Origin of the sequence: Synechococcus sp. MIT S9503 (assembly GCF_047304175.1) — a bacterium.
Taxonomy (GTDB): Bacteria; Cyanobacteriota; Cyanobacteriia; order PCC-6307; family Cyanobiaceae; genus Synechococcus_C.
The window spans coordinates 1,619,602-1,634,573 of record NZ_CP138955.1; the positions used below are offsets into that span (position 1 = coordinate 1,619,602).

14 protein-coding genes are annotated in these 14,972 nt (G+C 50.8%); 5 read left to right on the plus strand and 9 right to left on the minus strand.

Features of this window, described 5'->3' with window-relative positions; all coding sequences use genetic code 11:
* Positions 1–11 precede the first annotated feature (11 nt).
* The 4 genes from SIB56_RS09260 to SIB56_RS09275 all read right to left on the minus strand — a co-directional run bounded on the left by SIB56_RS09260 (position 12) and on the right by SIB56_RS09275 (position 4,955).
* Complete coding sequence (locus SIB56_RS09260; protein WP_413323668.1) at positions 12–2,387, minus strand: endonuclease MutS2; 2,376 nt, start codon at positions 2,385–2,387, stop codon at positions 12–14.
* Positions 2,387–2,785, minus strand: a complete 399-nt coding sequence (locus tag SIB56_RS09265; RefSeq protein WP_413323669.1) for a VOC family protein — start codon at positions 2,783–2,785, stop codon at positions 2,387–2,389. Before SIB56_RS09265 ends, SIB56_RS09260 begins: the two co-directional genes overlap by 1 nt.
* 110 nt (positions 2,786–2,895) lie before the next feature.
* Complete coding sequence (hemB, locus tag SIB56_RS09270) at positions 2,896–3,897, minus strand: porphobilinogen synthase (protein ID WP_413323670.1); 1,002 nt, start codon at positions 3,895–3,897, stop codon at positions 2,896–2,898.
* Positions 3,898–3,950: 53 nt separating this feature from the next.
* Positions 3,951–4,955: a DnaJ C-terminal domain-containing protein gene (locus SIB56_RS09275; protein ID WP_413327269.1), complete on the minus strand. Its 1,005-nt coding sequence runs from the start codon at positions 4,953–4,955 to the stop codon at positions 3,951–3,953.
* Between the two features lie 117 nt (positions 4,956–5,072).
* On the opposite strand from SIB56_RS09275, the gene SIB56_RS09280 reads away from it, so the two are divergent.
* From SIB56_RS09280 to fldA, 5 genes are all read left to right on the plus strand, one after another.
* The gene (locus tag SIB56_RS09280) at positions 5,073–5,441 is read left to right on the plus strand and encodes a hypothetical protein (protein WP_413323671.1); all 369 of its coding nucleotides are present in this window, start codon (positions 5,073–5,075) and stop codon (positions 5,439–5,441) included.
* 4 nt (positions 5,442–5,445) lie between these two features.
* Entirely contained in the window at positions 5,446–7,095 is a 1,650-nt protein-coding gene (locus tag SIB56_RS09285) for a SulP family inorganic anion transporter (protein ID WP_413323672.1), read from the plus strand.
* Between the two features lie 248 nt (positions 7,096–7,343).
* Entirely contained in the window at positions 7,344–7,643 is a 300-nt protein-coding gene (locus tag SIB56_RS09290; RefSeq protein ID WP_413323673.1) for a hypothetical protein, read from the plus strand.
* Complete coding sequence (locus tag SIB56_RS09295; RefSeq protein ID WP_413323674.1) at positions 7,644–7,817, plus strand: hypothetical protein; 174 nt, start codon at positions 7,644–7,646, stop codon at positions 7,815–7,817.
* A 154-nt stretch (positions 7,818–7,971) separates the two neighbouring features.
* Positions 7,972–8,478, plus strand: coding sequence for a flavodoxin FldA (gene fldA, locus SIB56_RS09300; RefSeq protein ID WP_413323675.1), 507 nt, complete (start codon positions 7,972–7,974; stop codon positions 8,476–8,478).
* A gap of 108 nt (positions 8,479–8,586) precedes the next feature.
* Here fldA and SIB56_RS09305 read toward each other — a convergent pair whose 3' ends face one another.
* The 5 genes from SIB56_RS09305 to SIB56_RS09325 form a co-directional block, all read right to left on the minus strand.
* Complete coding sequence (locus SIB56_RS09305) at positions 8,587–9,546, minus strand: NAD(P)/FAD-dependent oxidoreductase (RefSeq protein ID WP_413323676.1); 960 nt, start codon at positions 9,544–9,546, stop codon at positions 8,587–8,589.
* Between the two features lie 2 nt (positions 9,547–9,548).
* Positions 9,549–10,310 (minus strand): alpha/beta fold hydrolase, encoded by a 762-nt coding sequence (locus SIB56_RS09310; protein WP_413323677.1) that lies wholly within the window; start codon positions 10,308–10,310, stop codon positions 9,549–9,551.
* A 682-nt stretch (positions 10,311–10,992) separates the two neighbouring features.
* Positions 10,993–12,027, minus strand: coding sequence for a chlorophyll a/b binding light-harvesting protein (locus tag SIB56_RS09315; protein ID WP_413327272.1), 1,035 nt, complete (start codon positions 12,025–12,027; stop codon positions 10,993–10,995).
* A gap of 1,331 nt (positions 12,028–13,358) precedes the next feature.
* Positions 13,359–13,631 carry a DUF3303 domain-containing protein gene (locus SIB56_RS09320; RefSeq protein WP_413327274.1) on the minus strand — a complete coding sequence of 91 codons (273 nt, stop codon included), beginning with the start codon at positions 13,629–13,631 and terminating at the stop codon, positions 13,359–13,361.
* A 571-nt stretch (positions 13,632–14,202) separates the two neighbouring features.
* Positions 14,203–14,589, minus strand: coding sequence for a hypothetical protein (locus tag SIB56_RS09325; RefSeq protein WP_413323678.1), 387 nt, complete (start codon positions 14,587–14,589; stop codon positions 14,203–14,205).
* Positions 14,590–14,972: the final 383 nt, after the last annotated feature.

A 14,972-nucleotide genomic window follows, 5' to 3' on the forward strand; every position in this document is an offset into this window, starting at 1 on the left:
AACCGATCAGTTCAGTGAACCCAGATGACGCTGCAGCCGGGGCCACCATCTCCCTGCTCGGCATCGACAACGCGCTCAACGTAGGGCAGTGAAGCCAGCCAGTCGCGCAAACCGCGTTTCAGGCGACCGGTGCCGATGCCGTGGATCACCCAGACAGGACCGTTGGCTCCACGCAGGACGTCATCAACAGCGGCTTCGGCTTCGTGCACACGCATACCGCGCACATCGATCGTGTTGCGTGAGGTCCGCACCTGGGCACCGCCACTGCCTCGACGCGCCTTGACCTGAACAACGGGTGCCGGAGGCGCAGGCTTGCGGCCGTCAAGACTCTCCACACCTGAGAGCTCAACGGTGCTGCGCATCAGTCCGCAGCGCACGTTCAGTTGCAATCCATCGCCCGAAACAGCCAGCACCTCGGCAGCTTTGCCGAGTGCCAGAAGGCGGATGCGATCACCCACCTGAGGCCGCCAGCCCAGATGCTGGCGTGTCTCCGGTTCAGGACGGTGACGGTCCTCCAGTTTGCGCAGACGCTGACCTGCCTGCCGTGCCGTTTCACCATCAGCCTGATCATCGCGAAGCCGGCGAATCAGCTGTCGCACTTCCTTCTGACCTGAGCGGATGGAGCTCTCGAGTCGCTGCCTGCCGCGCTCCTGCCGTTCTGCGGAGTGCTGCTTCTGTGTTTCCCATCGCTTCAGCAGCTCTTCGTGCAGAAGTTCTGTACGCGCAAGCAAAGCTGCCGCATCCTCGGCAGCAGCCTGCTGCCGCTGACGCTGTTCCTCAAGACCTCGGATGACCGTGTTGGCCTCACCATCCCCGCGGGGGGAAAGCAGGCTGCGCGCCTGGGCGATCACCCCTTGATCGAGGCCGAGCCTGGTGGCGATGGAGAGCGCATTGCTTCGCCCGGGAATTCCCCAGAGCAGGTGATAAGTGGGAGAGAGAGACTCGCTGTCAAAGGCGACCGAAGCGTTCTCGAAACGAGGGTCGCTGTATTTCAGGGCCTTGAGCTCACCGAAGTGGGTGGTGGCCACAGTGAGCCTGGCCCGGTCCGCCAGCGTGCGCAGCAGAGCCGTTGCCAGAGCGCTGCCTTCGCTGGGATCGGTTCCCGCTCCCACTTCATCCAGAAGCACAAGCGCCGGGGCAGGACCTGAGCCGATGGCATCAAGAATGCGCCCGATGCGCTTCACATGGCCGCTGAATGTGGACAGGCTCTGCTGCAGCGACTGCTCATCGCCGATATCAGCGAGAACCTGAGCGCACCAGGGCAGGGTTGGATGACCACTGCAGGGAAGCCAGAGACCTGCACGCGCCATCAGTGCTGCCAGGCCAAGACTTTTGAGCGTGACAGTTTTACCGCCCGTGTTGGGACCTGTGATCGCGACAACCCGCAGATCAGGAGACACATCAACACTGACCGGAACCACGGATGGGCCTTGATCTTTCCGCTCCTGCCAGACCAGCAGCGGATGACGGAGATTCTCAAGAGTGAATGATGACTCAGCGGAGCCCTCAAGCCGTGGGGGAACAGCACCGAGCCACTGCCCGTAGCGACCTCGGGTCAAAGCCAGATCCAGCTCTAAAAGCACCGCCATCAACGCGAGCAGGGCGTCGACCTGATCAGCAACAGCTGCGCTGAGCTCAGCGAGAACACGCTGCTCCTGCTCACGGATCCTGCCGTCGAGATCCGCCAGCCGGTTGCCCAGATCGATGACCGACTTGGGCTCGACAAAAACTGTGCTGCCGGAGGCGGAACTGTCATGAACCATGCCGGAGCACTGGGCCCCGGCTCCCGCCTTCACGGCCAGGACAGGTCGACCATGCCGCTCAGCGATCACCGTGTCCTGGAGGTGTGCTGACCAACGCCGGATCACATCCTGCAGTTTGTCGCGACGGCGTGAACGCAGTTCTTGCCATTGACGACGCAGTCCCTCCAACACCGCACTGGCGCGATCGGCAATGCGACCACCCTCCTCAATGGCGAATTTGAGCCGCTGTTCCAGCTCGGGCAAGGTGGCCACATCCACCAGCAGAGCTGTGCAAACCGGCCTCAGCTCAGGATCATCGATCTGGCGTCTCAGACGACGGGCCGCTCCCAGGGTGTCGGCGACCGTGAGCAGTTCCTCGCCGGAGGCGACACCCCCTTTGCTGCAACGCAGCAGAATCATCTCTAGATCACCGATACCCTGGAAGCTCAGGCCCCCATCGAGGAGGCCATCCAGACTGGCCATCTCCTGCGTTCTGGCCTGAAGAACCAGGCTTTCATGCAGTGAATCCGGGAGTGAGCCGAGACAACAGTGTCTCCGGCCCTGCAGTGTGCTGGCAAAGCTGGAGAGATGTTCACAGAGGCGCGGCCACTCGAGCAGCTCCAGGGTTTCCTCAAGAGCGGACATCACTCGGACCGAGCGGCTCCAGGCTGATTGGTGGGGATCCCCCCCGGCGGCTCGTAGAGCATCTCGAGCCAGTTGCCCTCTGGGTCACGCAAGTAGAAGGACGCCGTGCCATCTCGGTGGTCATGAACTCCACCCACCGCGACCCCTGAGGCCTTCAAACGGTCGTGCACCACATCAACCTCAGCACGATCGCGGAAATGAAACGCAAAATGAGGACCTGCAGCTTTGTATTTGGGACCGAGCAATGCCAGGCCGTCACGGGAGTCACCGGCCTCGAGATAACACCAGTCATCGGCCTCCCAGACCATCCTCATCCCGAGAGCGGTGTAAAAACGGACGGCACGATCCATATCACTAACGCGGATGGCGACATGACCAAGGCGCTGCACCGCAGACATTCGGGCTCTCAACGTGCGAAACCATTCTGAAGGTGCCGGCCTCGGATCGATGGCCGAATGCTGAATTCGATCAACGACCCGGGCTGAGTCTCAATCGCGGATCAACAGCCTCATCCCTGCTTGAGCCATTCAGCAGCATCGCAGGCGTGATAGGTGAGGATCAGGTCTGCTCCAGCCCTTTTGAAACTGAGCAGCGTTTCGAGAACCACAGAACGCTCATCGATCCATCCCCTCTCCGCCGCAGCTTTCACCATCGAATACTCACCACTGACGTTGTAAGCGGCGATGGGCAGCTCCGACTCCTGGCGCAGCCGGTGGATGATGTCGAGATAGGCGAGACCTGGCTTCACCATCATGATGTCGGCTCCTTCCTGTTCATCGAGCTGAGCCTCGGTGATGGCCTCCCTGGCATTGGCAGGATCCATCTGATAGGTGTCTTTGTTTCTGGGAATCGGCTTGCTGCCGGCAGTGCGAGGTGCTGAATCAAGCGCTTCTCGGAAGGGGCCGTAGTAGGCCGATGAATATTTGGCGGTGTAGCTGATCACGCCGACATGTACGAAGCCCTCGTCATCAAGCGCCTCACGAATGGCACCGACCCGCCCGTCCATCATGTCGCTGGGACCGATGAGATCGGCACCGGCGCGAGCCTGCATCACGGCCTGTTTGCACAGCTGCTCAATGGTCTCGTCATTCAGAACGACGCCCTGTTCATTGACGATGCCGTCATGTCCATCACAGGAGTAAGGATCAAGGGCGACATCCGTCATGATCACCATTTCAGGGATCTCCTGCTTCAACTGACGGATCGCGCGCGGGATCAGACCGTTCTCGTTGAAACACTCGGCACCGTCTTCTGTTTTGAGGCCTTCGGCCACTTTGGGGAACAGCACCACACATCGGATGCCGAGATCCCAGGCTCGCTTCACCTCTCCTGTGAGCTGATCAAGGCTCCAGCGGCTGGCACCAGGCATGGCCCCGATCGGCTCGACCCCTGCACCTTCATGCACAAACAACGGATAAATGAAGTCCGCAGGAGAGAGGCTTGTTTCACGAACCATGGCGCGCAGTGCCGGAGACCGGCGCAGGCGGCGCGGGCGGTAGGCGAGGTCCATCAGCAGGCCTGAATCGAAGGAGGAGATCGTAAGCGTCGACCGCTGAAACCTACTTAGAGGCGGGCGCTCTGTAGCCAGTCATGGCGCGGATCTTCCGTTCTGGCATCACGCAGCTGTTCCAGCAGCCTGCGTTGCTCATCCGACCACTTGCCAGGCCAGTGAACGCTGAGATTGAGCAGCAGGTCTCCACGACCTGATTTCATTGGCCAGCCCTTTCCTTTCAGACGCAGACTTCTGCCCGGAGCCGTTCCTGCGGGAATCGACACTTCGGCCTCTCCATCGGGCGTCATCACCTTCACCATTCCACCGAGAGCAAGTTCATCAATGGACACCGGCAGCTCTCCACGCAACTGGTCACCCTCGAGGCGCCAAACCGGGTGAGCCTGCACATCGAGATTCAGATACAGGTCACCACGACGCCCCGTACCCGGCTGAAGATTTCCCTTGCCTTTCAGCCGGAGCCTTGAACCAGATTTGACACCTGCGGGGATCCTGACCTGCACACGCTCATCATTTACAGAAAGTGTCCGCTCGGCACCTCTGAAGGCCTCGGCGAAAGTCACTTTCACGCTTGCTTCTGCATCGAGATTCAGGGGAGCCCTGGATGCAGAGCGAGGGAAACCGCCACCCGCGAAGCCTCCTCCCGGGAAGCCTCCCCCTGGAAATCCTCCTCCTGCGAAACCACCCGGTGCCCCTCCAAAACCGCCACCGCCAGGGCCACCAAAGCGTCCGAGAAGATCATTGATGAAATCGTCGAAATTGCCGTACCGACCAAAATCAACATCAAATCCACCGGTACCCGGACTACCAGCTGCGGCTCCGGCTTGATTCCAGTACTGCCCGAACTGCTCATATCGGCGACGTTTATCCGGGTCGGAGAGCACCTCATAGGCTTCGCTCACCTCCTTGAATTTCGCCTCGGCGCTCTTGTCACCGGGATTCACATCTGGATGGTATTGACGGGCCAGCTTGCGAAAAGCCCTTTTGATCGAATCGGCATCGGCACTGCGCTCAACCCCTAACACCTTGAAGTAGTCGCGGTATCCACTGCCGGCCATGGTGATCGCTGAGCTCAGGGAGCTCCGGTTGACCTCAGTGTCCCAGTTCCGTCCGGGGTTCGGCACCGAGCTCGGGGGCCGGATGCCCGTACGTCGGAACACACTTACATTTCGCGCATGTTGAAATTTCTTCTGCTTGGTGTGCTGACAAGCACCAGCGTTGTACTTGCAGACACCAGAACCGCCAGAGCGGGAACCGATCCCGGGGCCTTAGCTGATCACCTGAGTCGAACGAAGGTTCTTTACTACGGCTCATGGCGGTGTCCTGCCTGCCAATACCAGGGACGCCTCTTTGGCGAGGCTGCCGTTCGCCTTCCTTATGTGGAATGTGGAAAACCCAAGCAGCTGCCGATCCAGGCAGCTGCCTGCAGACGAGAGGAAATCCGCGCCTACCCCACCTGGATCCTTCCAAGTGGCGAACGACGAGAGGGAGTTCAGTCCCTGGAGGATCTGCGGATCTGGTCGGGGATGAGTCGGAACCCCTGAAGTCATGACCGCGAGCAGGCAACCCCTGATTCATGGCGTCGATTGGCGACAGTGGCGAGGAGACCTGACCGGAGGAGTGACGGCAGCAGTGGTGGCACTGCCACTCGCCCTCGCTTTTGGCAACGCAGCCCTGGGCCCTGGAGGCGCTATCTACGGTCTCTACGGAGCGATCATCACCGGCTTTCTGGCATCTCTGTTTGGAGGAACCCCTGCACAGGTCAGCGGTCCAACAGGGCCGATGAGCGTCACGGTTGCAGGAGTGGTCAGCAGTCTCGCGGTTGTGGGGATCAGTCGTGACCTCAACCAGGGAGCCATGCTCTCCATGGTGATGGCTGCCGTGGTTCTGGGAGGGCTGCTTCAGATCCTGATGGGAGTGTTCCGCCTGGGTCGCTACATCACCCTGGTTCCCTACTCGGTGGTCTCCGGGTTCATGTCGGGGATCGGAGTCATCATCCTCTGCCTCCAGATGGGACCACTTCTGGGGATCAACAGTCAGGGAGGAGTGATGTCTTCGCTGAAGATGGTCATCTCGAATTTCACCCCCAATCCTGCGGCGGTGTTGGTCGGTATCGCCACGCTTCTAGTGGTCTTTGCCACACCCAGAGGCGTCAGCAAAGTCATCCCATCGCCTTTGCTGAGCCTGCTGCTGATCACGCCGATCGCACTCTGGGTTTTTCCTGAGAATCTGCCGCGAATCGGCTCAATCCCTGAAGGGGGACTGAGCCTGAGCGTTCCGAACTGGTCTGAACAACTACCGCTGTTAATCAGAGCAGGTCTGGTTCTTGCAGTGCTGGGATCGATTGATTCACTGCTCACATCACTGGTTGCCGACAACATCAGTCAGAACCGACATCGATCGGACAGAGAACTGATCGGTCAGGGCATCGCCAACACAATCTCAGGATTTTTCAGCGGGCTGCCAGGTGCTGGAGCAACGATGCGCACGGTGATCAATATTCGCTCAGGCGGCCGAACGCCCTTATCAGGGATGACTCATTCGATCGTGTTGCTGGTGTTGTTACTGGGGGCTGGACCACTTGCTGAGGGAATCCCCACAGCACTGCTGGCAGGAATTCTGATCAAAGTTGGACTCGACATCATCGACTGGGGATTCCTGCTTAGGGCACACCGGTTGTCAATAAAAACTGCCTTGGTGATGTGGGGAGTTTTATTGATGACGGTGTTCTGGGATCTGATCGGGGCCGTTCTGGTGGGGATGTTCGTTGCCAATCTCCTCACCATCGAATCGCTGACTAACCATCAGCTCGGCAACATGGACACTGGGACAGCACATCTCTCACCTAGAGAGCAAAACCTGCTGAAACGTTGCGGCGACGATCTGATTCTTTTCCGAATGCAAGGACCACTCAGCTTCGGAGCCGCGAAAGGCATCAGTGAGAGAATGTTGCTGGTGAAACAGTACAGAATCCTGCTTCTCGACATCACCGATGTGCCTCACCTAGGTGTTACAGCAAGCCTGGCAATCGAAAGAATGGTCGAGGAAGCCAAACACCAGAAAAGAACTGTTCTTATCACAGGCGCCAGCGGCAAGGTAAAACAAAGACTTGCACAATTTGGCATCGAGCATCTCATTGACGACAGACTTCAAGCTCTTGACATGGCCGCAGAATGGCTGAACGACCAAAACACTTGAGCAGAATAATGACCACGAATAGTCAGCAGAAAACAAAGCGAGACAGACTGGAAAGCAAAAGGCATTAACAGACAAAAAAATCAGATTAATCTACAGGACAGCTCAAAAAAAGCAAAGAAACACAGAATACATTCAACAACCCGGATATATACTAAGAATTGAACACATCAACAACTAAACATGCGAACAACCACAGCAGAGGGCTCAATCATCAATAAGCATTAACCCAGAAAGCCAACAGGGCTGACATGAACACCACTACAAGAAGAAGCAAAGCGATTAATAACGCCAGCGAATCAGATCATCCACACAAGGAATTTTGCACAACAGTACGGGAAACTAAAGTACAGCACGAGCGACCACGAGAGGAATATTCAACCAACAGACAAGAGATCCAATACACTCAAAGAAAAGCACACAATAATGACGAGAAGAAGCGTACGAAAAAATCCAAAGCACCTGCAGATTCAAAACAATCGATACCGAGTGGCGTAAATCAGAGACAAGAAGAAAATTCCACAAGAAGTATTATCAGCTCAACGAAATGAATGGCCATGGCATTAGCAGGCAATAAAACACTGGAATCATTTATCGACTACATCGAATCCGATTCACTCAAACGAAAGCACTGGCTGTCACGAGTAAGGGCAGCAGGGTTTGACCAGGCGCTCTCTGAATTCCGAGAAATGACAACGCCAAAAGAGATGCCGCTGCAGATGTGACCAGCAACGCGCAAAAATCAGCCACCTCAACACAAAATGTCATAAGCTTGTAGCATAATTAATCACACGCGTGCCGTATGAGACCAAGCAGCGCGTCAAAAGCTGGATCACTCTCGGCTCAGAGCAAGGATGATGATTCAGTTATCCAATTCCTATGGCTTTCACGATTTTCTTCGCAACATCAACTGGCAAGACGGAAGATATAGCTGATCGTCTGAAGGAACTCCTGGGGACCGATGCCAAGGACGTTGACAGCATCAGCGGTGTTGATGAATTGGTCTCTGCAGAAGCACTCGTCTGCTGCATTCCTACCTGGAACACCGGCGCTGATGAGGCACGTTCAGGCACTGCCTGGGATGATCTGATCACTGAAATCCCCAACCAGGATTTTGCAGGTAAGCCTGTTGCGATCCTGGGACTTGGCGATTCCTCCGGCTATGGCGATTACTTCTGTGATGCCATGGAAGAGCTTTATTCAGCCTTCCAGCAGTCAGGAGCAAAACTGATCGGCAAGGTTTCACCCGAGGGCTACACCTTTGATGAATCGAAGAGTGTGATCGACGGAAAGTTCTGTGGACTTCCTATCGATGAAGATAACGAGTCAGAACTGACTGACCAGCGACTGAGCGCCTGGGTTGAGCAAATCAATTCTGAAGCTTGATCATCAACTGAGATCAAAGTCATCAAAGAGCGCCTTAGGGCGCTCTTTTTAATGCAAACGTGATACAAAAAAAGCGCCGCAAGGCGCTTGGAAAAAAAGACGAAGGGACTAGCGATGAACCCAATCGACTCTGATTTCTTTGCGCTGATTCAGGAATTTATCGATGGACATCGCAGCAATACAACCATCAGAACAAGCAACCACTGCCTGCTTGAAAGGAGTATTACGGATATCTCCAATCGCCCATACACCATCTAAAGAAGTCATCATATCGTCATTGACCAGAACTCCGCCTTCTTCTGTCAATGGAATCTGTCCATGCAGATAGTCGGTAATCGGCAGACTACCTGTTGAATAAACAAAAACACCATTGACATCTAATTGAGTCTCTTCCTTGCTGCCAGATTCTTGCAACTTGACAGCAGTAACTCCAGAATCATCTCCGTCAACAGATGTTAACCTTGTTCGCTTCCAATGATTGACATTGGGAGCAGATTCAAGTTGAGATAATCCAGTACAGCTTGTATTGGGCTTACTATTAGTAATCCAATGAACTGTTGAGGCAAATTTTGTTAAAACAAGAGCCTCATCAATTGCTTCTTGATTAGAGCCATAAACAGCTACTTGCTGATTCTTATAAAAAGCACCATCACAAGTAGCGCAGTAACTGACACCTCTGCCAAGAAACTGATCTTCACCGGGGAGAGTCGAAGTGCGACCCATTGCACCAGTGGCAAGCACAAGAGTTTTCCCTTTGAAAGTACCCTCGGGGGTATAGACGGTCTTTTCAGGACCGGACAAATCAATACCGTAAACTTGTACTTGCTCGTAATGAGCGCCATAACTTATGGCCTGCTCCCGCATTGTTTTCAGTAAATCGGCGCCGGATGTATCTGCAGGGACACCAGGATAATTGGCAATTTTATGAGTAATTGCCAATGCACCTACCGCAGGATTTTTGTCTAAAATATAAGTTTTTAATGCTGAACGGGACGTATAAAGAGCGCAGGCGCATCCTGCAGGACCTCCCCCAATAATAATGACATCAGCGTCATAAACATCAGCCATACTTAACCTCTCGCGAAAAATGTAAAATCATTAATGTTAATCTCTTGATCAAACCATAGCCCGGGAACCATTTGAATAAACGAAGATATCGAATGTGCAACCTGTTGAGCTTGATTGAATTGAAAGAAGTGACGACCTTTTTGCATACGAAGATATCGATCCCCCGATTTTAGCGTTTTGAACCAGCGTTCGTGGCAATTACTATCAAGGAGAATATCACTGTTACCATTAAGAACCAAAGTGGGCATATCTGGAGCTCTTAAATTGTCTATCTTTGCTTGATTAAAAATAGAGCCTTGCAGAAACTCAGTGTCTAAACATTTTGCCAACAAACACGGGAAAATTTCGTTGGCACGTTGATTGGAACGAGGGAAGAGCAGAGAAGAGAGATAGGTCAGGATGGCTGTCCTCGAACATGACTGTTGGCTCCGCATTTTTAGGTAATGAGAAGACCAGTGATTCGCCGAGAGAGTGTCGACTGAGAGCATTGTAAGAGATTTTACCAGCCTGGGGTACTTTTCTGCAAAAAGACAGGCAACGGTCCCACTGATGCCATGGCCAATGAGGTGAACCGGCTCAGAAACCTCCTCTAGAGACGTCTTGAGCAGCTTATGAACCGTGTCCACTGTGCATGACTCATCCAGATCATGCTGAAAGGACCAACGCTGAACCAAAAAAGAGCGACTCAACAACTGAGCAACGCGCTTGTTGAGACAATGCAAAGTTGGCTGCAGATCAATCCAAAGGATCGTTGATTCAGCCATATGTTGCGGCGTTTCAATTATTTTGGGAGAGTGTCGTACGCGCCACCAAGCACAACTGACAAGTGGTTGTATAAAATGGAAGCCACTAAAGTGAAAATCAAACTCAAGTAAGCTGGATAATTGCGATTGCTAAATCGTGTGGTGGGTATTTCAGAAGTTGCGGAATGAGCTTCTGATCGTGACGGTCAGCAGACTTCGCAAGGCCGCATGATGAGAGATAAGCATAAGCAGGGGAAGTTACTGAGCAGCATGCCTGAAGATCAAGGCGAGCGATAGCAGAGAGCACAAGGCACTGAGCGAATATTCAGGGAAGATACAACCTAATATTTGACTAAAATCAACTCAAACACTGAAAACTGTGGACATCTAGCACAATATAAAATCATCAACAGTTTGTTGTCGTTACTAATGCATAAGGCGGTCAGGACTCATCGGCAGAACACAAAAATCATCAAGAATAACTGCAAGACCCACGTCACGCTGTTGAACAGAGTCCGTCTGGTCAACTGCTACCAGAACATTGATTATTACTTTACAAATGATGCTTTAAGAAAACATGCAAACAAGAAGAGAATCTTTTGGATTAAAAACTAAATATCAGGCAAATGATGATCAAACGATATGCAATAAAAAAGCCCCTTTACCAGGGGCTCTGAGATATTATTTAGAAGAGAAAGAAAGATCAGTTGATCTTGGCTTTATCCATAGATTCAAAAGCATTAACAACGCTCTTGAAGTTGAATCCCATACCTCTGAGTGCATGCCAGAGATGCCCCTGGAGGAAGAAGAATGCGAGGTAGAAGTGAGTGTTTGCAAGCCAAGCCCTTGCAGTGTGAGCGTCACCGGGAAGAACTGAAGTGTCAGTGAAGTAGGGAGAGAACGCGAAGTTCAACTTTAGAGGAGCACCGTAGAGTTCAACCGGGTAGATAGTTGTGTTCTGTGCACACCAGATGCTGGTGACAAAACCCATAAGTGCGATGCCTGCGAGTGAGTAAGAAAGAATCGCCTCACCGTTGTAAATAAGAACCTTTTTGAATGGACCAAAAGGGGAACTAATGATATGCCAAACACCACCGATGGTGAGGATGAATGCCAGAACAGCATGGCCACCCATCACATCTTCAAGACTGCTAATGGTCAGGAAGTTGGTTTGATAACCCCAGACCATTCCCAGATCGATGTTTGGTTCAACAGTGCGGACCGCTCCAAGCGAAGCATCATAAATTCCATGAACACGAGCCCATTCAACGAATGCGATGACTCCTAGGCCAAGGAAAATCAGGTGGTGACCAAGAATAAAGGTCAGCTTTTTAGGGTCGTCCCAGGTGAAATCAAACTTTTTGGCACGGCCTGTGGTCTCTGCCAGATCCTTTGGGCAACGAAGCGTATGCCAAATACCCGCGGCGCCTAACACCGCTGATGAAACAAGGTGAGTCGCAGCAACAACGATCAGTGGCTGCTGGTCAACAATGACCCCACCATCACCAACGCCCATACCTAAACCGGCAAGGTGAGGGATGAGGATCAGGCCCTGTTCACCCATTGGTAGGGAGCCGTCGTATCGAGCGAGTTCAAAAAGAGTGAATGCTCCGGCCCAGAACATGATGAGACCGGCATGTGCAGCATGCGCAGCGATGAAAGAGCCGGAGCGCTTCGCTACTCCAGAATTTCCCGCCCACCAGTCATATGTGACTGATGAATTTCCATACGATTGCATTGGGAAAATGAAAGGCATTCACAACCTAATAACCATTCAATTTGCTCTAATCATCCGTTAACAATAGTTTTCAAGCTGAAATTTTATGAGACGCTGCAAAATTTCTTTTTTAACCTCACATTGTAACGTTTGTCGCCAGCGGGTTCAAGTCTGGCCGGGCCTCGGCAGGAGCTTTCCAAAAAGTGAAATTTGCTTGGTGAAAGACGCGTTGTGGAGTAAGTAGTGAAAACCAGGCTGCAACAGAGAAAACACGTCAAAAAGCATTCACAAATATGAATTATTCTATCAATGTGCAGAGACACGGTCATTTGCAACGTGAAATAAACAGCAAGAAAAAATCAACAAAAAAGCGTTGTCTTCCTTGATATTTGCGCAGAAATTAATTTCGGCAAATGAATTTTGCTCAAAGAGTGAGCAGCTAGCTGTCTTAAGCAAAAAGATCAGTCCATAGACCCAGCGGTATGCAGACGAATGCTGAAGTCAAGCTAATCATTGGCAACAAAAATTACGGGATTAAAAATAAGCACCCAATAAAGCAGAAGTTGTTATGCCTTATTGACTAACTTTCTGCAAGTGTCAATGGGATGACAACGATCAAGAGTTAGCAATTTTCCAACAAAGTCTTCGGTCGCCATCATCAGATCACATCGCTAAAGGCATTCACTACCTTTGCGCCAATCATTACTGACATCAACCCGACCCGAGAAAGTTGATAATCGTCAGAATGATACGTGTGTCAGCAAAGTGGCTTCTTCTAATCAAATCTCTCGCCGGTTAGGTCCAAGCCAAGGATGGCGGAGTAAGCGTGTAAGAATTGCTATGGCGCTTAGGCAACAGGGGTGGACTTATCAGACAATCTCAGAACATTTATTCGTTTCCCCAAAATCGATCATGCGTGATATCAAATGCTTTGTCATTAACCCCAAGAATCTTCCACGACCTTAATTTGAGGTCAAACAAAATTAAATTACAGACAAACTAAAACAATAAAAGTATATGAATTCATTTGAATTGAATATTGTAAGCAAATTAAATTTGTGGATTGTGGATCAAGGAGCTGTCAGCCCGACAACTCCCCAATCCTGATGCCGGTGCCCACCTGCATCTTACTCATGTCAGAAAATCTGAATGAGCAGCGATTATCCAAGTCGCATTTGAATTGTGAGACAAGGCATCGCCTCGAGCAAGACAAATTTAACAGCAACGCGAATCATCAATCGAGCGGATGAAGCATTGATGCTACATACAGGCCAAAAGATGCTTCAACTAAGCGCATACAAACACTGTTCCTCATTAATTGAGGAAAGCGGTGTGACTGGTCGCTGATTTTGTCAGCTGTAAGCCTTGGCAATCAATGGACCTGCCTGATCATCGGTCAAAACAGGGGTGACTTCCCAATCGAGACATTCCGCCCATTCAGCTGCATGTTCATAACAGGCATTGGCGCTGTCTGCCTCAACCAGGATCCAGCCTTCAACTGAGCCTGGACCATGGAAACGCTTCCATGATTTACAGGTTGGGAAAGGAGCCCCTGTGGATAAAAATTTCTTTGCCGCAATCTCATGATATCCGGTCTTAAAAGTCCAGTGCATCAAGAAAGTCATAAAGAATCTCAAAGACCTAGACATAATCGCATAAAATTCAAAAAAATGAAAGTTATCGAATTTAGGGCTCAGTAACAAAAGAGCAACACCAAGAAACACGTCAGGTTATTGGCACAGTCAAAAAGATGAGGAAGAGGCTTTGAGCACAAAAAGGAACTTTCAAGATCATAACTCGATCGATGAATCATCTAATACTGACATTTGAGTAAAAATTAATGAGGCAGACAAAAACGAAATGAGCAATTTAAACAAAGCTGATCACTAGAGATAAAGCAACAGATAAAAGAATCGAGCAAAAATCATGATTCAACAAAAAATCAAGAAGATTCAAACTGAAAACGTCTTTATTTGATCCCTCAAACACATTGACTTTCAAAAAAAATGCAAAAGGAAAGCTTTATCGGCAGGCTTAAGGTGAATTCAGCATACGCCACTGCGGATTGGCACACAAACTAGCAACACAAATGAATTAGCAAGAAAACATTTGCTTGAAAATAATCAATCATTCTTGAATTCACCGATAGAATCAAAAAATCATGGATAAATCATTTATATAGCCTAGCTTATTGGTTTAGCTTTCGATATCAATCTCACGTTCCAACGGCAATATATCGTCTTCAGAAGGATCCTTAGAGATTGTCGGCACCGGAATAGCAACTTTTGCTTTGGCCTTTTTAATCGTGAATGGAGGTATAGCAAAAGAGGGTATTGGAACGCGTACTGAGAATTCGCTAACTCCAACAGGTACATTATTAATCGACCCTATTCTTGGTCTATTGGGTAAAACCTCTTCACCGGATGCGTCGTAGATGAAAGCGAAAACATCTACATCTTTAATGGAGCTTTTAGCAGGATTATTGATTTGGCCGTCAAGGATATAGCATCCAGAACGGTAACCCTTTGGCTGCTTGGAAGCGGGGTCAGCAGTATCACATTTAACCAGATCCAGCTGACTCAACTGAAGCTCAAGAGCTTCAACTCGAGGCGTAAACGAAAAAGATAGCAAAAGTAATAAAATAAAAGCTAGCAATTTGCATTTCAGTAAACTCATACAAAGCCAATTGATAGGCATACATTGGTCCATCTTTCAAATCTTGTCAAAAGAAAATCACCAAAAGCCAAGAACAGCTGACGCATTTGCGACATGATGCATAAATTAAATTATCCACGAAAGCTCACGCAGAAATACAAATAAACCTTCACATTGACCGCTATCAACTTTAATGCGATGACAAATTGCAGGGCAAGTCCACAAGAGAGAGTCTAATTACACGTTTAATAAAGCTATTAATTTGAGAATTACATATAATCAACATCAATGAGCTTTAACAACAAATAATG